This window comes from Methylophilus sp. (assembly GCF_035460085.1).
GTDB lineage: Bacteria > Pseudomonadota > Gammaproteobacteria > Burkholderiales > Methylophilaceae > Methylophilus.
The window spans coordinates 24,326-43,045 of sequence record NZ_DATHWZ010000026.1; the positions used below are offsets into that span (position 1 = coordinate 24,326).

The 18,720-nt window shown below is 49.2% G+C and carries 17 protein-coding genes; 8 read left to right on the forward strand and 9 right to left on the reverse strand.

The annotated features are described in order from the left end of the window. The first annotated feature begins 156 nt into the window (after positions 1–156). Both pilB and VK958_RS04685 read left to right on the forward strand, forming a co-directional pair. Positions 157–1,878: a type IV-A pilus assembly ATPase PilB gene (pilB, locus tag VK958_RS04680; protein ID WP_325239404.1), complete on the forward strand. Its 1,722-nt coding sequence runs from the start codon at positions 157–159 to the stop codon at positions 1,876–1,878. 33 nt (positions 1,879–1,911) lie between these two features. Beyond that, positions 1,912–3,135 carry a type II secretion system F family protein gene (locus tag VK958_RS04685; RefSeq protein ID WP_325239406.1) on the forward strand — a complete coding sequence of 408 codons (1,224 nt, stop codon included), beginning with the start codon at positions 1,912–1,914 and terminating at the stop codon, positions 3,133–3,135. 109 nt (positions 3,136–3,244) lie between these two features. On the opposite strand, the gene VK958_RS04690 is transcribed toward VK958_RS04685, so the two are convergent. From VK958_RS04690 to VK958_RS04715, 6 genes are all read right to left on the reverse strand, one after another. Continuing rightward, positions 3,245–3,973, reverse strand: a complete 729-nt coding sequence (locus VK958_RS04690; protein ID WP_414683849.1) for a DsbC family protein — start codon at positions 3,971–3,973, stop codon at positions 3,245–3,247. A 65-nt stretch (positions 3,974–4,038) separates the two neighbouring features. Continuing rightward, positions 4,039–5,241: an FAD-dependent monooxygenase gene (locus VK958_RS04695; protein ID WP_414683845.1), complete on the reverse strand. Its 1,203-nt coding sequence runs from the start codon at positions 5,239–5,241 to the stop codon at positions 4,039–4,041. After that, the gene (locus VK958_RS04700) at positions 5,234–6,418 is read right to left on the reverse strand and encodes an FAD-dependent monooxygenase (protein WP_325239410.1); all 1,185 of its coding nucleotides are present in this window, start codon (positions 6,416–6,418) and stop codon (positions 5,234–5,236) included. The genes VK958_RS04695 and VK958_RS04700 overlap by 8 nt, the downstream gene beginning before the upstream one ends. After that, positions 6,415–7,755: an aminopeptidase P N-terminal domain-containing protein gene (locus VK958_RS04705; protein WP_325239411.1), complete on the reverse strand. Its 1,341-nt coding sequence runs from the start codon at positions 7,753–7,755 to the stop codon at positions 6,415–6,417. The genes VK958_RS04700 and VK958_RS04705 overlap by 4 nt, the downstream gene beginning before the upstream one ends. 88 nt (positions 7,756–7,843) lie before the next feature. Beyond that, on the reverse strand, positions 7,844–8,599 hold the full coding sequence (locus tag VK958_RS04710; RefSeq protein WP_325239413.1) for a DUF2927 domain-containing protein: 756 nt from the start codon (positions 8,597–8,599) through the stop codon (positions 7,844–7,846). Positions 8,600–8,613: 14 nt separating this feature from the next. Then, positions 8,614–8,841, reverse strand: a complete 228-nt coding sequence (locus VK958_RS04715) for a DUF3820 family protein (protein WP_325239415.1) — start codon at positions 8,839–8,841, stop codon at positions 8,614–8,616. A gap of 186 nt (positions 8,842–9,027) precedes the next feature. Between VK958_RS04715 and VK958_RS04720 the strand changes: the two genes are divergently transcribed. Continuing rightward, positions 9,028–10,059 carry a GGDEF domain-containing protein gene (locus VK958_RS04720; RefSeq protein WP_325239416.1) on the forward strand — a complete coding sequence of 344 codons (1,032 nt, stop codon included), beginning with the start codon at positions 9,028–9,030 and terminating at the stop codon, positions 10,057–10,059. Positions 10,060–10,072: 13 nt separating this feature from the next. On the opposite strand, the gene VK958_RS04725 is transcribed toward VK958_RS04720, so the two are convergent. The 3 genes from VK958_RS04725 to VK958_RS04735 are packed head-to-tail and all read right to left on the reverse strand — an operon-like array spanning position 10,073 to position 12,192. After that, on the reverse strand, positions 10,073–10,501 hold the full coding sequence (locus tag VK958_RS04725) for a phosphate-starvation-inducible protein PsiE (RefSeq protein ID WP_325239418.1): 429 nt from the start codon (positions 10,499–10,501) through the stop codon (positions 10,073–10,075). A gap of 51 nt (positions 10,502–10,552) precedes the next feature. Further along, complete coding sequence (gene murU / locus VK958_RS04730) at positions 10,553–11,218, reverse strand: N-acetylmuramate alpha-1-phosphate uridylyltransferase MurU (RefSeq protein WP_325239419.1); 666 nt, start codon at positions 11,216–11,218, stop codon at positions 10,553–10,555. Between the two features lie 2 nt (positions 11,219–11,220). Further along, positions 11,221–12,192 (reverse strand): aminoglycoside phosphotransferase family protein, encoded by a 972-nt coding sequence (locus VK958_RS04735; protein ID WP_325239420.1) that lies wholly within the window; start codon positions 12,190–12,192, stop codon positions 11,221–11,223. A 246-nt stretch (positions 12,193–12,438) separates the two neighbouring features. On the opposite strand from VK958_RS04735, the gene VK958_RS04740 reads away from it, so the two are divergent. The 5 genes from VK958_RS04740 to adk all read left to right on the forward strand — a co-directional run bounded on the left by VK958_RS04740 (position 12,439) and on the right by adk (position 18,712). Beyond that, a complete protein-coding gene (locus tag VK958_RS04740) occupies positions 12,439–14,775 on the forward strand; it encodes an LPS-assembly protein LptD (RefSeq protein ID WP_325239421.1) in 2,337 nt (778 codons plus the stop codon). Then, on the forward strand, positions 14,772–16,091 hold the full coding sequence (locus VK958_RS04745; protein WP_414683846.1) for a peptidylprolyl isomerase: 1,320 nt from the start codon (positions 14,772–14,774) through the stop codon (positions 16,089–16,091). The genes VK958_RS04740 and VK958_RS04745 overlap by 4 nt, the downstream gene beginning before the upstream one ends. 40 nt (positions 16,092–16,131) lie before the next feature. Then, positions 16,132–17,130 (forward strand): 4-hydroxythreonine-4-phosphate dehydrogenase PdxA, encoded by a 999-nt coding sequence (gene pdxA / locus VK958_RS04750; RefSeq protein WP_325239422.1) that lies wholly within the window; start codon positions 16,132–16,134, stop codon positions 17,128–17,130. 48 nt (positions 17,131–17,178) lie between these two features. Further along, positions 17,179–17,961 (forward strand): 16S rRNA (adenine(1518)-N(6)/adenine(1519)-N(6))-dimethyltransferase RsmA, encoded by a 783-nt coding sequence (gene rsmA, locus VK958_RS04755; protein ID WP_325239423.1) that lies wholly within the window; start codon positions 17,179–17,181, stop codon positions 17,959–17,961. Between the two features lie 97 nt (positions 17,962–18,058). Further along, entirely contained in the window at positions 18,059–18,712 is a 654-nt protein-coding gene (adk, locus tag VK958_RS04760) for an adenylate kinase (protein ID WP_325239424.1), read from the forward strand. Positions 18,713–18,720: the final 8 nt, after the last annotated feature.

Genomic DNA, 18,720 nt, shown 5'->3' on the forward strand with positions numbered 1-18,720 from the left:
ACGAATTGACGTAAATCTGGTTAAAATTTGTATAAATGCTGCACGAGAGTGCGTCTTTTCGTTGATTTGAAAGCAAGCCATTTCCCTTATACTCACGTAAAAAGTATTGTTGTATCAATACATTAACTGGATTAACTCGGGCTCTGGTATTACTTTATGGCAACGCTTGGCAGTACACAAAAACTTGGTGGAATGGCGCGTACTCTAGTGCAATCCGCCCTTATTAGTGAAGATGAGGCTGGTGAGTTGCAGGAAAAAGCGCATCTTCAGAAAATCAGTTTTGTTGCAGCCATCATCGCCCAGAAAAAAATTTCTTCCCGTCACATTGCACAAGCGGCTTCTGATGCCTTTGGTTTTCCATTCTTTGATTTGGATGCACTAGACCAGGATTCATTACCAGCCAAATCCATAGATATCAAGCTGATGCAATCGCAACGGGTGTTGTTATTGCAGCAAAAAAGTAATATTGCCTATATTGCAGTGTCTGACCCGACCAATCTGCATTCATTGGACACTATCCAGTTTCAGATGGGCGCCACCTTATCACCTTTGGTGGTGGAGGATGATAAGCTGGGAAAATGGATAGACAAGATTGTAGAGTCCAAAGACACCAGCATGGCTTCACTGAGTGCCGGTGGTGATGACTTTGATCTGGGTCTCGAAGATACCGCAACAGAACAGGAAACTGAACTCGCGCAGGAAGTGGACGATGCGCCTGTCGTTAAATTCCTGCAAAAAATATTGATGGATGCCATCAATATGGGCGCCTCCGACCTGCATTTCGAGCCCTATGAAAAGTTTTACCGCATCCGTTTCCGTATTGACGGCGTGCTCAGGGATATGGCACAGCCGCCCCTGGCGATCAAGGACAAACTGGCTTCGCGGATTAAAGTCATATCCAACCTGGATATTTCTGAAAAAAGGATTCCGCAAGATGGCCGCATGAAGTTGCTGCTATCAAAAACGCGCTCTATCGATTTCCGCGTCAGCACTTTACCCCTTATTTATGGCGAAAAAATTGTGATGCGGATTCTGGACCCGACCAGCGCTACACTAGGTATTGAAGCATTGGGATACGAGCCTGAACAAAAAGAAGCCTTGCTAAAGGCTGTTCAAAGGCCTTACGGCCTGGTACTAGTGACAGGCCCGACCGGCTCGGGTAAAACCGTATCGCTGTATACCTGTTTGAACCTGCTCAATGATCCTGGTGTAAATATTTCAACTGCTGAAGATCCGGCAGAAATCCCGCTGGCAGGCATTAACCAGGTCAATGTGAATGATAAACAAGGCCTGACGTTTGCGGCGGCACTGAAATCTTTTCTACGCCAAGACCCGGACATCATCATGATTGGTGAGATTCGTGACCTGGAAACCGCCGACATGGCGATGAAAGCGGCTTCCACCGGGCATATGGTGTTATCTACTTTGCACACTAACGATGCACCGACAACACTATCTCGCTTGGTCAATATGGGTGTTGCCCCCTTCAATATTGCCTCGGCGGTGACGTTAATTACAGCACAGCGCCTGGCAAGACGCTTGTGCAAGCATTGCAAGGTACCCACCAAAATACCGAATGAAGCGCTGGTGAGTGTAGGTTTTAAGGAAGCAGACCTGGATGGCAGCTGGCAATTGTATGATGCCAAAGAAGGCGGCTGCGAGCATTGCAACAATGGTTACAAAGGCCGCGTCGGCATTTACCAGGTCATGCCGGTCAGTGAAGAAATGGCGCGGATTATCATGTCTAACGGCAATGCCATGGATATTGCCGTACAAGCCAAACGCGAAGGTGTTAAGGACTTGCGGGATTCAGGCTTGCTTAAAGTAAAGCAGGGCCTGACTTCTATTGAAGAAGTTGAAGCCGTTACCAATGAATAACGCACAATTATTGAGTCACTCAGATAGAAAATTATGGCAACTGCAAATGTAAAGCAATCTGTTTTCCTGTGGGAAGGCAAAGACCGCAAAGGCAAGGTAGTCAAAGGCGAAATGCGCGCCAACGGTGAAGCAGTGGTCAATGCAACACTGCGCCGCCAGGGCATTGCCGTCACCAAGGTGAAAAAACAAAGTTCTTTACGGATGAAAGGCAAGGTCTCGGATAAAGACATAACCTTATTCACACGCCAACTGGCGACCATGATGAAAGCTGGGGTGCCGTTATTGCAGGCATTTGATATTGTAGGCAAAGGCCACCATAACCCGGCGGTTGCCAAATTGCTGGCTGATATCAAAGCCGATGTTGAAACCGGCAGCAGCCTGAGTGCTGGCTTCCGTAAATATCCGCTGTATTTTGACAACCTGTTTTGTAACCTGGTTGCTGCCGGTGAACAGGCCGGTATTCTGGATGCCTTGCTGGACCGCCTGGCGACTTATAAAGAAAAGATCCAGGCGATCAAAAGCAAAATCAAATCCGCACTGGTTTACCCGGTGTCAATCATCGTGGTGGCGTTTGTCATCACTGCCGTGATCATGATTTTTGTGGTGCCGGCCTTTAAAGACCTATTCAGCAGTTTTGGTGCTGACCTGCCTGGGCCAACCAAAGTAGTGATCAATATTTCCGACTTTTTTGTGAAATGGTGGTGGGCAATATTTGGCACCGTCGGATTTGGATTATGGTATTTCCTTTATACCTGGAAACGCTCGGAGAAACTGCAATCCACCATGGACAGGCTTATGTTGCGCCTGCCCATCTTTGGTGAGCTGATCCGTAAAGCCACCATCGCCCGCTTTGCCCGTACGCTTTCCACCATGTTTGCCGCCGGTGTCCCGCTGGTAGAAGCATTGGATTCCGTGGCAGGCGCGTCTGGCAATAAAGTCTATTATGACGCCTCTAAAAAAATCCAGAGCGAAGTCAGCACCGGCACCAGCCTGACGGTGTCCATGCAGAATGCCAATGTGTTCCCGAATATGGTGATCCAGATGACTGCGATCGGGGAAGAATCAGGCTCGCTGGATGGGATGCTGACTAAAGTGGCAGACTTTTATGAAGGCGAAGTTGATGACGCAGTGGCAGCTATTTCCAGTTTGATGGAACCGGTAATTATGGTGGTATTGGGCGTACTGATTGGCGGCCTGGTCGTCGCCATGTACATGCCTATTTTCAAAATGGGCAAAGTGGTCAGTGGCGGTGGTTAGATATAAAGTTTAATCGACCATCATCGGTTATTGACCGAACTGACGCTGAGACTAGATAGCAAAACAAAAGGCCGGAAATTCCGGCCTTTTGCATTTTTAAATCACGTCATTATTTTTTTGCTGTCTGCAGAGATTTTTCAATCTCGTCAGAAGGTTGCGCGCCCAGCATACGCTTGCCGTTTTCAAAGAACATGGTCGGCGTACTGTTGACGCCTATCTTACGCGCCAGCTCACCGACTTTTTCCAGCGGCACTTCACACTTGGCGGTAGAAGATGGCAATTTGTTATTGAAAATCCAGTCTTGCCAGGCTTTTACACGGTTGCTTGCGCACCAGATGCTGCGGGATTTATTGGCTGCGTCCGGGTGTAATTGCTCAATCGGATACAGGAAAGTATAGATGGTCACATCATTGATTTTGGTCAACTCATTTTGCTCTAGGCGTTTGCAGAACGGGCAATCCACGTCCGAAAACACTACCAGCTTGCGGCTGCCATTTCCCTTGACTACTTTGATTGCCTGATCCAGCGGCAGGCTATTGAAGTCAATCTTAGTCAGCTCATCCAGGCGCTCACCGGTGATATCTTTTTTAGTTTTAGGGTCAACCAGGCGGCCTTCCGCAATCAGGAAGCTGAATTTTTCGTCGGTATAGATGATCTGCCCGCCCATAAAAATCTCATACAAGCCGGCATAACTGGTTTTAGTCACGCTATCGACCTTGATTTTCGGGTAGGCCGCTTCAAGCGCTTTTTTGACGGAAGCCTCATCTGCCACACTGGTCACACTACCCAATAAACCGATGCTTAATAAAACCGCACTTAATGCACCAGATAAACGCATCCAGTGAGTTGCGGAACTCCAAATACTTTTTTTCATTAATCACTCTTTCTCAAGCATGCACAACACTAACTTTGTGTGGCTGTGCGAATTAAAAAACGTTTTAGCATAGCACTGTTTTCAACCCCGCGTAAGCCCAGGATAGCCGCATGTGTCCATGCCGGTTCAGGCCGGGAAAACAGTTTATCCAAACCGCGCGTAAGCGTATGCATCTTCAAGATATCCAGTTGCCTGGCTCGCATCACGTGCCGCAAAAAACCTGCGTCCCCTATCGGGCGTAACGCTGGCAGCTTGCCTAGCTCACGACTCAGTGCCTGTACATCCTGAAAACCCAGATTCACGCCTTGCCCGGCCATAGGATGTACCTGGTGCGCGGCATCGCCTAACAGTAAGACACCCGGCAATGCTATCTGATCAGCTGTTTTCTGTACCAACGGGAATCCTAAAATAGCGCCATGCGGTGTCAACTCACCTAAAGCATATCCGCAACGATGCCCAACTTCAGCAGCCAACACTTCTGGCGACAGTGTCTGCTTTGCACTGGCTTGGTCTTTTGGTAATGCCCACACCAGCGAAACCTGCTGTTGTGGCATAGGCAGTAACGCCAATGTTTCATGCGCACCAAACCATTGACGGGCGATATTGCCATGAGGCTTTCCGGCCTGGTAATTAGTCACCAAAGCTGTCTGCGCGAAATCCACCGTACTGGCATTGACGCCGCATTGCGCCCGCACCCAGGAATGGGCGCCATCAGCGCCAAGCAGCAACTTTGCTTCAATATCATGCTGCGGCAATGTTAACTGCACTTGATGACCGGAATATTGCAGTGCTTGCGCCGGGGCGTCAGTGATTACAGTCACTTCTGTATCCGCCAGGGCTTGCCAGCAGGCATACACCAATGCCTGGCTTTCAACGATACAACCCATTTGCTGCAAATACGCATCTGCGGCATCCAGCGTGAGGCTGGGAGTCGCATGTACATCTGTCGGTGACCACAAATGCATCGCAGTGAGGGGGGTTATGCGGCCGGCTGGCATATGTGACCACACCCCAATCTCAGTCAACCAGTGCACCGTTTCATTGGTTAAGGCATAAATGCGGGCATCCCATTGCGCGATATTATCAATCCAGCCTTGCGGAAATTCGGGTAACGCCTGGGCATCGCTCAACACCACATGTTTACCCAGCCTGGATAAAGCAATAGCCGCAGTCAGGCCCACCAGGCCAGCGCCCACAATCACCACATCGGTTATGAGCTTAGATTTACTCACTGCCATAACTCATTTTATTCACCAGAAAGCGACGCGCGAAAGGCAGCATACTGAGCGCACCTAACCCTGCACCGCGCAATAGCCCGACGCCGATCAGGTCATTGGAAAACACATTGACCAGAAAGTCGGTGAACAGCAATCCGCGTCCGGTATCGCGTGCACGCGACTGGTGATATTCGGTGAGTCTGTGCGTCGCTCCCCACTCTGACGCAGAGCTGGCCGCGATATTTTCAGCCAGCGCCATCGCATCGCGAATGCCGACATTAAAGCCCTGACCGGCGACCGGATGCATGGTTTGCGCCGCGTTGCCGATGACGACACAATGCGCCTGGAAGGTCTGTTCCAGCTTACTTAATTTGAGTGGAAACCTGCCGCGTTTACCGATATGCAAAAATTTGCCGACGCGATCGCCAAAAGCCTGGTGCAGCGCCTGTAAGAAAGCAGCATCATCCAGTGCACAGATCTGATCTATGTAAGCCTGCTCACCGGTCCAGACCAGAGAAAACTGCTCACCATTCGGCAGCAGCGCAATGGGCCCATAAGGAGTGAATCGTTCGTAAGCAATATTATGGTGCGGCAGTTCGGTTTCGACCATACCGACCAAAGCGTCGTGCCCGTAGTGTTTGGTCTCCCTGACCAGGCCGGGAATCGCTTCAAGGCTTCTTCCACCATCGGCAATGATGGCGAGTGGCGTTGTGAATACGTCATGACTCTGCGAAGCTTCAGTGGTATTTTGAAAAGTGATTTCGGCAGCGGCGGCGTTAACATGAAGTTGTTGTACCGGTACCTGATATTGAACCTCAAGGCTTGTAGAAGATTCAGACAGTCGTGCATCCAGCGCCTGCATCAAGGCACCGTAAGAAACGACATAACCCAGTGCTGGTAACTGGTGTTCCTTAGCGCTGAGCAAAGCGCGTCCAAACCCTTTTTTCTGCGACACATGGATGGTTTCAATGGCAGTCACTTTTGACGCCAATGCATTCCAGACACCCAGGCGTTCGAGCACTTGCCGGGTCCCGTATGACAATGCCAGTGCGCGGCCATCACCATACATGGCGCCCTGCTGTTGCGCCTCCAGCACCGTGACCGGTACACCAGATTGCTGCAGCGATAAAGCCAGCACCAGCCCTACCGGCCCGCCACCTATCACCACCGGATGATTAACAGTGTGCTTCAAACCAGTTGCTTTCTTGTCATCTTATCACTGTCATGCATCAGGTTTTCGATGTCGCTGATTGATTTGACCGCCGCGGACGTGAGGACTTCATAACTGTTTTCCGTGACTAATACATCATCCTCAATGCGGATACCGATATTCCAGAAATGGGCAGGCACATTGTCTGCCGGACGCACATAGCATCCGGGTTCCACTGTCAGCACATTGCCAGGCTGCAGCATTACCCAGTCTCCACCGGGTGTTTTATATTCACCGGCATCATGGACATCCAGTCCCAGCCAGTGACCGGTTCTGTGCATATAAAACTGGCGATAACTGCCATTTTCCAGCACTTCATCATGGCTTCCATGGCAGAGTCCATAATGGATGAAGCCATCTACCAGCACATCCAGCGCAGCTTCATGCGGCGCATTCCAGTGATGTTGCGGACTGACACTCGCGATTGCAGCTGCCTGCGCTGCCAGCACCAGTTCGTACAAATCCTTTTGCGGCCCGCTGAAGCGACCGTTTACAGGGAAAGTCCTTGTGATATCCGAAGCATAGCCTTCGAGCTCACAACCGGCATCTATCAATAGTAAATCATTGCCTTTCAGTTCGGCATTATTGGCGTTGTAATGCAGGGTACAAGCGTTGGCACCGCCTGCAACAATGCTGGTATACGCAGGCGCTTGGGCACCCTGCCGGTAAAACTCGTGCAGGAATTCCGCTTCAACTTCATATTCCCACTTACCCGGCTTTACCATTTGCATGGCACGATTGTGCGCGCTGGCGGCAATCTCTGCTGAACGCCGCATCAGATCGATTTCCCAGGGAGATTTAACCAGCCTCAAGGCATCGATATATTGGCGCACATCAACAACTTTTGCGGGTGCCTGTATGCCAGTGCGGGTTTGTGCGCGCACTGCATTCAACCAGCCAGTGACCTTAGTATCCCAACCGGCATCTGTACCCAGTCTGTAAAAAAGCGCCGGTTGATTAGCCAGCAGTGTTGGTAATACTTCATCCAACTGAGTGATTGAATAAGCTTCATCAAAACCAAATTCAGTTTTGGCGGCCTCGGGACCATGCCGGAAACCATCCCAGATTTCGCGCTCAATATCCTTGTCGCGGCAAAACAGAATGCTTTTGTTTTCTGCTCCTGCGATGAGCACCAAAACGGCCTCGGGCTCTTTAAATCCGGTCAGGTAATAAAAATAGCTGTCAAAACGAAAAGGATAATGACTGTCACGATTACGTGTCACCTCCGGCGCAGTTGGGATCACTGCTATACCCGCCTGCATAGTAGACATCAATTGCTGTCGGCGACGGGTAAACTCTTGCAGGGAAAATTCGCGCATGGAAAAACTCAAAGGAAATCCTGAATGGTTAGGTATTTTAGCTTATTTGGTGCGCAAATTGCAGGAATGGTTCAAGGTTGAACTGGCTTTAGAAACCCATCATTTCATACAGCTCGGATTGCCTGACATTTTTCTCGGCCTCCAGAATTGTGCCATCGGCCTGCCATTTGTGCAGGATGTTAGCCAGTATTGGCTTGACTTGAGCAGCACGCATGCCTGGCTTGATGCTAGGCTGGTATAGTATTTTCAGCAATAAGGCATCGAGGCCGGTCAATAACGATTCCGGAGTATGGTCGTTGAATATCGAGGGAAAGACTTTGTCTGAATCGCTAGGCAGGCCCATTGCCTGCGTTGTCTCCTCAACAATGCAAGATAGCAGCTGTCGGTGTTCTTGCGCATAATCGACGGGGATCACCACCCATGCTCTGGTAATGGCTTTTTTTGGGTCCAGGCCCAAACCAAATACACAAACGGCATCCTCCGGTGGTTTGGTGAACAGGTCGCCACTGACCAGGGCGATATCATTACGCCACAATTGCAGATGCGAAAACACCACGATAAAGTTGGCATCCTGGCGCGAACTGGCAAAACTGATGGGATGTCCGGTGATCTTAGCGAGGTGCTTGAAGTGATATTTGGCGAGAAGCGCATGTTGTTCTGACTGGTCGCTATGATGTTCGAGCCACACCTTGATTGGCTGCTGCCATTTGCGCACCGGTTGTTCGCCTGGTGTGTATTCATTATGCAAAGCGATCTCGGTAAACGCCTGTTGCAAATACTCAGCAGACTGCCAAGGTTCTTCAGCGTTCGTGAGCGTGGAAATCACCATGAAACCTAGCCCCATCCAAAGTCGCCTGATCATCGCTTTGCACCTGCCTGCTGACGCAAAGGCAGCAATAAGTCTTTCAGGCCATTGTGATCAATTTCCTGCATCAACTGTAACAAACGCCCTAGTTCGCCCTTAGGAAAACCCTCTCGTGCAAACCAGTTGAGGTAATGCCCAGGTAAATCGGCAATCAATCTATCCTTGTATTTTCCATACGGCATTTTAAGCGTGACCAGTTGCATCAAATCATTTTTATCCATAGACACTATTTCGGCAAGAAAAAACATTAGCGGGAATAAATAATTATTCATAAAAATAATTTATAAAAATTATCATTTCCCACCCTCAAAAAATACTGCACACAACCGTTATGACCATTAGGTTGTTAATAAATAGTCATCACAAAAATAATCTGCGATAAATTTTAACATCGCACATGAGGCACGATGCAATACGAAATCACTAAAGAAAAAAGTGCAGAATACCTGCGGCAAGCGATCCAGCATATGTCTATGCAGGATGCTGCTTTTCATCCGGTCAGCTATGCAGTCTGGTACGAATATTCTTCAGGCGAACACGCGCACCTGATAGATGAGGTTAACTCGCTGATTGAAAAAGAAAAAAAACTCAACGAGAAAAGCACTGCTCAGCTGTTCAACAAACATATCGCCAGCCTGGATGCAGATAGCGCACAGGATATTGTTGACCGTTTTAATCATGTGGTCTCAGATATCAGTGCTTCTACCGAAAAAGCCGGGCAGGACACTTCACACTTTAGCAAAACCCTGGACGCATGGTCTGGAGAGCTTCAGCAACTGGATGGTGAAGTCTCCCGTCACATGGTGGGCCTGCTTTCAGAAACTGCCAACATCCAGCAATCGATGCAGACATTGCAGCATCAGCTCACTACCAGCCTGCACGAAATCACTGATTTAAAAAATGAAATTATAAAAGCCAAGCAGGAGGCCATTTCAGACGGGCTCACCGGATTGATGAATCGCAGGGGCTTTGATGTGACATTGAAGCATAGCCTGGAATCGGCATCTGATTTTGAAGATACCTGCCTGATTATCGGTGACATTGATTTTTTCAAACGTGTGAACGACAGCTATGGGCATTTATTTGGCGACAAGGTTATTCAAGCGGTCGCCAGGATCATGAAAACTGTTTCAGGAGATCTTTACACCGCGGCGCGCTACGGCGGTGAAGAGTTTGTGCTGCTATTACCACACACACCACTGGAAACCGCCAGGGAAGTGGCAGAAACTATCCGCCGGCATGTGGCGAATATCAGCATTAAAAACAATGTCACCAGCAAACTGATTTCAAATATCACTATTTCATTAGGGGTGACTGCCTATCAGGCAGGGGAAACCGCGGAAAGCTTTTTGAATCGTGCTGACCAGGCTTTATATACCTCCAAAGCCAAAGGCCGCAACCAGGTCACGTTGATTGCAGATGAGCTGGCCGCAGCATAAGCCGCAGCATCTTTTATAACAGGTCGCGCTTTTGCTCCGGGATATCATCATACGGGTAGCGCGAATGTCCGAATCGCATCACCAGTACTGAAATAGCCAGCACCAGGATTGCTGCAGACACCGCGAGCATGTGTGTCTCGGTCATTTCTTTCATATCCAGCAACAAGTAGCGCGCCAACGCTACCATGGCAATATAAATCGGGTAACGCATTGGCAGTTTGCCGGTACCAAAATAGCTGTTGATCATGGAAAAGACTTCCAGATATAAAAACAGCTGTAACAGATCCCCCAGCCCGACCATGCCCGCCTGCCACATCCGCGCCAACTCATGCGCCAGCGAGAAAAAAGTCGCGATGGTCACTAAACCCAGCCCCAGGCGTTCTATCCACATCAAGGCCTGGTGGGCTATTTTGTCTGTTTTATGTTCATAAGGCGGCTTCATTGTTTCCTCCCCTTTATCAAAGCCAATCTGTTTTAGCTTATTTTTTGTAGGTTATCTGGTTTTTAAGCATTGATCGAGTTGCTCTAATCGCTGCGGCGTGCCTATATCATGCCATATGCCAGTGTGGTGCTGCCCGCTGACCAACCCCTGCTGCATGGCAGAGATTAATAGTGGCGCTAATTTAGCGGCTTCACCGCTAAGAACAGGTTCGAACAAGTGTGGATGATAAACGCCGATACCAGAAAAGGTCAGCCGGTTACTCGTCGCTTGTTTAACCAACCCATCCTGTAATGCAAAATCGCCTTCAGCATGTTGCTCAGGGTTATCGACCATGACCAGGTGCGCCAGCTTACCGGCTGGCAAATGGGTACAAGCGTAGTCAATATCGGTAAACACATCGCCATTCACCACCAGAAAAGGCTGGTCGCCCAGCAACGGCAACGCTTTGGCAATGCCGCCTGCTGTCTCCAGCGCGGTTTGCTCGGCACTATACCGGATATGTACCTGCCACTGGCTACCATTACCAAGCGCCTGCTCGATTTGCTGGCCCAGGTAAGCATGATTAATCACCAGCTCGCTGATGCCAGCCTGTGCCAGGCGCTCAATATGCCAGACGATCAAAGGCTTGCCACCCACTTGCAGTAACGGTTTTGGCGTGTGATCGGTCAGCGGACGCATACGCGCCCCACGCCCTGCTGCCAGTATCATGGCCCGCATGCTTAGTCTGCCTTTTCCAGTGCCAGCAATAGTTTGAGAAACGGTCGCAACTCTACATAACGCTCACAGGCCGCCTGCAAATATTGCATCACCAAAGGCATATCTTTCAAGTAGCCGTTTTTGCCATCCCTGTGGTACAGACGCGCAAAAATGCCCAATACTTTAATATGGCGCTGGACACCCATCCACTCAAAATCTTTATAGAATTCGCCAAAGTCTTCATTAACAGGCAAGCCGGCTTTTTTGGCAGCCTGCCAGTAACGCACCACCCAATCCATGCGCTGGTCTTCATCCCAACCAATATAAGCATCTTTGAATAAAGAAGCCAGGTCGTAAGTGATCGCGCCTATCACAGCATCCTGAAAATCCAGCACGCCAGGATTATTCTCTGAGGTGATCATCAGATTGCGCGAGTGGTAGTCCCTATGCACCGTGACTTGCGGCTGTTGCAGAATATTGTCGATCAGTAACGCGAACGTCTTGTCTATCACCGCCTGTTGTTCTGCTGACAATGTTTTACCTAAATGTTTAGTGACGTACCATTCCTGGAACAGCTGCAACTCCCGCATCAGCAACGCGGCATCATAGGGTGGCAAAGCCTCTTTATCGGTCGCCAGTTGCATACGAATCAACGCCTGACAGGCATCGCCGTATAAAGCCTTGGCATTATCGGCAGTCAGTTTGGACAGGTAAGTATCATTTCCCAGGTCGCTTAACAGCAAAAAACCTTGCTCCAGCTCCTGGGCCACCACCCTGGGGACATTCAAACCGGCCGCAAGCAATATTCCGGCTATATTGACAAAAGGTTGGCAGTCTTCCTGCGGTGGGGGCGCATCCATCGCAATCAAGGTTTCATGCGGTAAATGGACGCGAAAATAGCGCCTGAAACTGGCATCTGCAGAAGCGGTTGTCAGCGTAAAAGGCTGGTCAATTACTTTTGCCAGCCATTGTTCAAGTTGTTGTGTTCTATCCACAAATTTTCCCGGATCATTAATAAGCGATTCAAGCTTGTGTGCTTGCTGGTAAAATGCGGCTCACATTTTAAGTGAAAAATGACTTTTTAAGCGTTTTCATGAATAATATAGCCCAATTGAATGGGGCAAATCGCAAGGTGGAAAAAATTGCATGCATACAACCACTCTGCGACATGCAGAGCCTACTGAAATTATCACTCTTTGACTAACTTGCAAGTTTATTCTTCCTCTTCGCGCGAACGCGGCATGCGTTTTATTTTGGCCTTGGTCGCCACCGGCTCACTTGCGGCCATGCATGCACGTGCCGATGAGGTGACCAAACCCCCTGTGGTTGTTGCCGAAAACACCACATTGCCTGGTGCAATCGAAATTGAAGGTGACACGCTAAAACTGCGTATGGAGCGCCAGATGTGGGCCAGTGGCAATGCCGTCATCCGCAAAGATGGCCAGCAAGTCAACGGTGACGAGATCCGTTATGACATACAAAATGATGAGCTGCAGGTTGATGGTAATGCAGTTATTTCAGCGGGAACAACCACCATCAAAGGTCCGATGTTACGCATGCGTCTGAGCGAAAACATCGGTGAAATGCGTGATGTCACAATCGAATTCAAAAGTGCTCCGCCTCGCCCTAGCAATCAGGACAGCAGCGAACTATTGAGTGATGATGCGATTTTAGTCAGCGATCCCAAGCGCTACCTGGAGGACAATCCGGCTTACAGTGATCAGCAAAATAAAACCTCATTTGACAATATCCGCGCGTCAGCTAAGCAGGTCTTTTTTGAAGGGCAAAACATCAAGCGGCTGAAGAATGCCAGCTACACTTCCTGTGCTGCTGATGTTGACGACTGGTATATCAAAACCACCAGCCTGGAATTGAACGACTACACCCGTACCGGTGAAGCGACAAATGCTTACGTTGAATTTAAAGGCGTGCCTATCCTGTATACACCATGGATGAGTTTTTCATATAACAACCAGCGTAAAACCGGCCTTCTGGCACCAATATGGGGCTCTACCTCCAGAAGTGGTTTCGAACTGCTGACGCCCTACTATATTAATATTAGTCCGGACATGGACGCGACGATTGCTACCCGCGTACTTAGCAAACGCGGCGTACAATTGCAGGGTGAGTTCCGTTATCTTGATGAGAGTTATTCCGGATCGAATAGCTTTGAATACCTGGATAACGACAGCATGACCGGGCAGAACCGCTTTTATGCAAAACTCTCGCATTTGCAAAAATTCAGTAGCCATTGGTCTGGCGGTTATAACCTTGAGAAGGTTTCGGACGATAAATACTTTTCAGAAATGGCAACCAGGATCCAGGTTACTTCACGGGTTAACCTGCCGCAAACCGCTTTTTTGAATTACAACAGCGAGCATTTGACATTCAATGGTACGGTGCAGCGCTACCAGAACCTGGACAACATCTCCTATGTCTATCAGCGCCTACCACAGCTGACCATGAGCTATAACGATGAGTGGAAAGGGTTCACCACGCAGACCGGCGCGCAGTATGTAAATTTCAGTAGCATGGATGAAATGGGCAAAGTGCCTGAGGGTAGCAGGTTAAATGTTTACCCCTCTATTTCCTACCCGATGAAAAACGCTTTTGGCTACGTCACTCCTAAAATAGGGGTTCAGAGTACGCAATACAGCTTGAGTAATAACCTGCCAGTCGGTTACTCGGAAGAATATAACCAGATAACCAGGACATTACCGATTGCCAGCCTGGATTCAGGGGTGTATTTTGACCGGCAGACCAGCCTGTTCGATACTTCCTACACCCACACGCTAGAGCCACGTGCTTACTACTTGTACATCCCTTATCATGATCAGAGCAAAATTCCGATTTTCGATACGGCTTTTACTACCTTGAACCAGAACTCTATTTTCTATGAAAACCAGTTTAGTGGTGTTGACCGCATCAACAATGCGAATCAGATTACCTTAGCTGTGACCAGTCGCTTGATCGATAGCGAAACCGGTATTGAACGTCTCAGCGGCACCGTTGGTCAACGATTCTACTTTGATGATTTACAGGTTTACTTACCGAATACCACGCCAAATTCGCGCAAGTCATCAGACATTTTGGCTGCGTTTACTGCCAGACTTTCCAGCCGCCTGAATCTGGATACGTACTGGCAATATGACCCTGACAGAGGCAATATGGAACGGAACAATTACTTGCTACGTTACAATCCAGAACCAGGTAAATCATTCAGTTTTGGCTATCGCTACACTGCAAACGTCCTTGAGCAATTTGATACGGCAGGCCAATGGCCATTGGGCGCCGGATGGTATGGTGTTGGCCGCCTGAACTACTCTATTCGTGACGGTAACGCCGTACAACTTCTGGCCGGTCTGGAGTATGATGCGGGTTGCTGGCAGGCCAGGGGCGTAATGCAGCGCGTACAAACAGCGACTGCTGACGCGAACTATGCGATGTTCTTTCAACTCGAACTCGGTGGACTGACTTCCATCGGCGCCAACCCATTAAACGTCATCAAGCGCAACATTCCAACTTACATGCGCACTAATGACATCCCGGGAATTTACAGAGACCAGAATACCCAATGATGAAATATTTATCACCATTTTTACACTCCGCAATGGGTGTTGCACTTTTGTTATGCACCTCAGCAAATATTCACGCGGCTGATAAACCATCCATCGAAAAGATGGACCGGATTATCGCCGTGGTCGACCAGTCAGTGATCACAGAACGCGAAATGCTGGACCGCATAGAGTCTGTTCGGACGCAAATGATCAAAAAAGGCGTGGAATTACCACCGGATGATGTGTTGCAAAAGCAAATTCTCGAACGCCTGATCGTCGACAATTTACAGTTGCAATTAGCTTCGCAAACCGGGATCAAAGTAGATGATGCGCAACTCGATAAAACCATAGAGCGCATTGCCGAGCAAAACCATTTAACCATGCCAGCCTTTAAAAAAGCGCTCGAGGAAGATGGCACCAAATTTTACAAATTTCGTGAAGATATCCGCAATGACATTATCCTCACCCGCCTGCGAGAGCGCGATGTCGACAATAAAATCAATATTAGCGAAGCGGAAATTGATAACTACCTGAGTTCACAGGAAAAAGAAGGCGATCTGGACGAGTTTAATATCTCCCAGATTCTGATCCGCCTGCCTGAGGACAGTTCTCCTGAAGATATCCAGAAAGCCAAGGCGCGTACCGAACAGGCGATCAAAGCGATGTCAGAAGGCATGAGTTTCGAGAAAGCGTCAGCTAACTTTTCCGACGCGCCTAATGCGCTTGAAGGTGGCGACCTCGGCTGGCGTAGTGGTCAGCAAATGCCTCCCCAGTTCGTAGAATTGATTAAAACATTGGACGTAGGCGGTATATCCCGGCCTATCCGCAGTGGTAGCGGCGTACACATTTTTAAATTGAAGGAAAGACGCGCAGGTGCCAGCAGCTTGATCGTTGAGCAAACCCATGTGCGGCATATTTTGCTTAAACCCAATGAAGTGCTCTCTGATAAAGAAGCGCAGCAAAAAATCGATTCCATTAAAGAACGTATCGATCACGGCACCCCTTTCCAGGACATGGCCCGTCAATATTCTGACGACGGCAGTGCATCTAATGGTGGTGATCTGGGCTGGATCAACCCTGGCGACACCGTCCCGGTATTCGAAAAAGCCATGGCCGAACTGGCACCGAACGAAGTAAGTGCGCCGGTGCGCAGCCAGTTTGGCTGGCATATTATCCAGGTGATCGAACGCCGCAAACAGGATATGTCGAAAGAATCCAAACGCTTGAAAGCGCGCCAGGAAATCCGCGCACGTAAAGCTGAAGAAGCGTACAGTGAGTGGATACACGAGTTGCGCGATAAAGCGTTCGTCGAATTGCGGCTAGAAGATAAATTCTAGCAAGCCAAGTTTTAAATACTAAACGATAAATCTTAACCGGATGACTAAGCTCCCCCGCATTGCGATTACCTCTGGTGAGCCTGCCGGGATAGGACTGGATATCTGTGTCAAACTTGCGCATAAAGCGTTACCGGCCGCGCTGGTGATATTGGCCGATCCACATGCTTTGCAAGCAAGGGCTGCCGAATTAAACCTTCCGTTGACTCTGCATGCCTATCGTGACACTCCGGCAGAACATGCGGGGGATGGCAGTTTGTGCGTTTTACCGGTTCCTGCAATTGCAGCGGTGACCGCAGGTAGCCTCGATGCCAGCAATAGCCAGTATGTATTAACCATGCTGGATCGTGCACGCGACGGCTGTATTGCCAATGAATTCGATGCCATGGTGACCGCACCGGTACACAAAGGTATTATAAATGATGCTGGCATCAAGTTTACCGGGCATACCGAGTACCTGGCAGAAACCTCCCATACTGCCCAGGTCGTGATGATGCTGGTCGGTGGCAATATGCGTGTGGCACTAGCCACTACGCACTTGCCACTTACGCAGGTGAGCAACGCGATCACCCAGGAGTCATTGATCACTACTTTGCGTATTTTGCATCAAGACCTGGTTCAAAAATTTGGCATTTCCAACCCGACCATTTATGTCGCGGGCCTCAATCCACATGCAGGTGAAAATGGTTATCTGGGGGACGAAGAAATCAACACCATCAACCCGGTGCTGGATGCTTTACGGACAGAAGGCATGCAATTGATAGGCGCATTGCCAGCCGACACCATGTTTTCACAGAAAAACCTGGCTAAAGCAGATGCGTTCCTGGCAATGTATCACGACCAGGGGCTGACTGTGCTCAAGCATGCCAGTTTCGGTGAGGGCGTGAATGTCACCCTAGGCTTGCCGATTATCCGCACTTCGGTAGACCATGGCACAGCGCTGGATATAGCCGGGACGGGGCAAGCTGACGTAGGCAGTATGCTTAGCGCTGTCAATCTGGCCATAGAAATTGCACACAAGCGTACTGCTACCAGCGCCTAAAACCCTGGGCATATAATCCAACTGGCATACAGCCATTTAAGAACATAGATGAAACACCTAGCAAAAAAACGCTTCGGCCAAAACTTCCTCACTGACCAAGGCATTATCGGTAGCCTGATCACCGCGATTCAGCCTGCACCTGATGACCTGATGGTTGAAATTGGCCCCGGCCTGGGTGCCATGACCCAACCTTTGCTCAAACGCCTTGATCATCTGCACGTGGTTGAAATCGACCGCGACATTATTCAATGGATGCAGTCTTTTTACCCTGCCGAAAAAATCAGCATTCATAATTCAGATGTGCTGAAATTTGACTTTGGTACGCTTGGCGAACGTATTCGCGTGGTAGGTAATTTGCCCTACAACATCTCCAGCCCTATCCTGTTCAAGCTGCTCGAAAACACGGCGCAAATTATCGACATGCACTTTATGCTGCAAAAAGAAGTGGTAGAGCGCATGGTGGCAGCGCCCTCCACTTCCGAGTACGGACGCCTTTCAGTGATGCTGCAATACCGTTTGCAAATGGAATACCTGATCACCGTGCCACCGGAAGCATTTGAGCCTGCCCCTAAAGTGGAGTCGGCGTTCGTACGCTGTGTGCCGTTTGCACAATTGCCCTATCCGGCGACTGATGAAGCATTATTTGCCAAAGTGGTGATGGCCGCTTTCGGGCAACGCCGCAAAACGTTGCGCAACACACTCAAAGGCTTGCTGGATGATGCCGGCTTTATTGCGTTGGATATCGACTCCCAGTTAAGGGCCGAAAACCTGAGCGTCGCCCAGTTTGTCACTATCAGCAATCATGTTGCTGATCATCCACTCGCTAATTAAGGCAATCCAATTAAGTTTAGGCCAATTGAGTATAGGTCAGCGTTTTTTAGCCTGATATAATCCTTATTTCCTCAAAAACAATCTTCTGGAGCATGACATGCGTTTGATTCTGCTGGGTGCACCCGGTGCCGGTAAAGGTACTCAGGCCACTTTCATCAAAGAAAAATACAACATCCCGCAAATTTCTACTGGTGATATGTTACGTGCAGCTGTCAAAGCAGGTACTCAGCTTGGCCTGGAAGCCAAAAAATTCATGGATGCAGGCGGCCTGGTGCCGGATGAAGTGATTATCGGCCTGGTGAAAGAACGCATTAAAGATGCAGATTGCGCCAATGGTTTCCTGTTTGATGGTTTCCCACGTACGATCCCGCAAGCGGAAGCAATGAAAAATGCTGGCGTTGCGATTGATTATGTCGTGGAAATCGATGTCCCTGATGAAGCGATTGTCGAACGTATGAGCGGTCGCCGCAGCCATCCTGCTTCAGGCCGTACCTATCATGTCAAATTCAACCCGCCAAAAGTCGCTGGCAAAGATGATGCTACCGGTGAGGAGCTGGTACAGCGTGAGGATGACAAAGAAGAAGTCGTGCTCAAACGTTTGCAGGTGTATCACGACCAGACAGAACAACTGATTGGTTACTACTCAGACTGGGCAAAATCCGGTGTCGCTGGCGCACCACAATACGTCAAGGTCAATGGCCTCGGTGAATTGAATGCGATTAAAGAAGAGATCTTTGCAGCATTGAAATAGTCATTTTT

What these genes read in the sequence shown, in the direction of transcription:
- pilB (WP_325239404.1), top strand. Translation starts at nt 157, where the DNA reads ATGGCAACGCTTGGCAGTACACAAAAACTTGGTGGAATGGCGCGTACT.
- VK958_RS04685 (WP_325239406.1), top strand. Translation starts at nt 1,912, where the DNA reads ATGGCAACTGCAAATGTAAAGCAATCTGTTTTCCTGTGGGAAGGCAAA.
- VK958_RS04690 (WP_414683849.1), bottom strand. Translation starts at nt 3,973, where the DNA reads ATGCGTTTATCTGGTGCATTAAGTGCGGTTTTATTAAGCATCGGTTTA.
- VK958_RS04705 (WP_325239411.1), bottom strand. Translation starts at nt 7,755, where the DNA reads ATGCGCGAATTTTCCCTGCAAGAGTTTACCCGTCGCCGACAGCAATTG.
- VK958_RS04710 (WP_325239413.1), bottom strand. Translation starts at nt 8,599, where the DNA reads ATGGGGCTAGGTTTCATGGTGATTTCCACGCTCACGAACGCTGAAGAA.
- VK958_RS04715 (WP_325239415.1), bottom strand. Translation starts at nt 8,841, where the DNA reads ATGGATAAAAATGATTTGATGCAACTGGTCACGCTTAAAATGCCGTAT.
- VK958_RS04720 (WP_325239416.1), top strand. Translation starts at nt 9,028, where the DNA reads ATGCAATACGAAATCACTAAAGAAAAAAGTGCAGAATACCTGCGGCAA.
- VK958_RS04725 (WP_325239418.1), bottom strand. Translation starts at nt 10,501, where the DNA reads ATGAAGCCGCCTTATGAACATAAAACAGACAAAATAGCCCACCAGGCC.
- murU (WP_325239419.1), bottom strand. Translation starts at nt 11,218, where the DNA reads ATGCGGGCCATGATACTGGCAGCAGGGCGTGGGGCGCGTATGCGTCCG.
- VK958_RS04740 (WP_325239421.1), top strand. Translation starts at nt 12,439, where the DNA reads ATGCGTTTTATTTTGGCCTTGGTCGCCACCGGCTCACTTGCGGCCATG.
- VK958_RS04745 (WP_414683846.1), top strand. Translation starts at nt 14,772, where the DNA reads ATGATGAAATATTTATCACCATTTTTACACTCCGCAATGGGTGTTGCA.
- pdxA (WP_325239422.1), top strand. Translation starts at nt 16,132, where the DNA reads ATGACTAAGCTCCCCCGCATTGCGATTACCTCTGGTGAGCCTGCCGGG.
- rsmA (WP_325239423.1), top strand. Translation starts at nt 17,179, where the DNA reads ATGAAACACCTAGCAAAAAAACGCTTCGGCCAAAACTTCCTCACTGAC.
- adk (WP_325239424.1), top strand. Translation starts at nt 18,059, where the DNA reads ATGCGTTTGATTCTGCTGGGTGCACCCGGTGCCGGTAAAGGTACTCAG.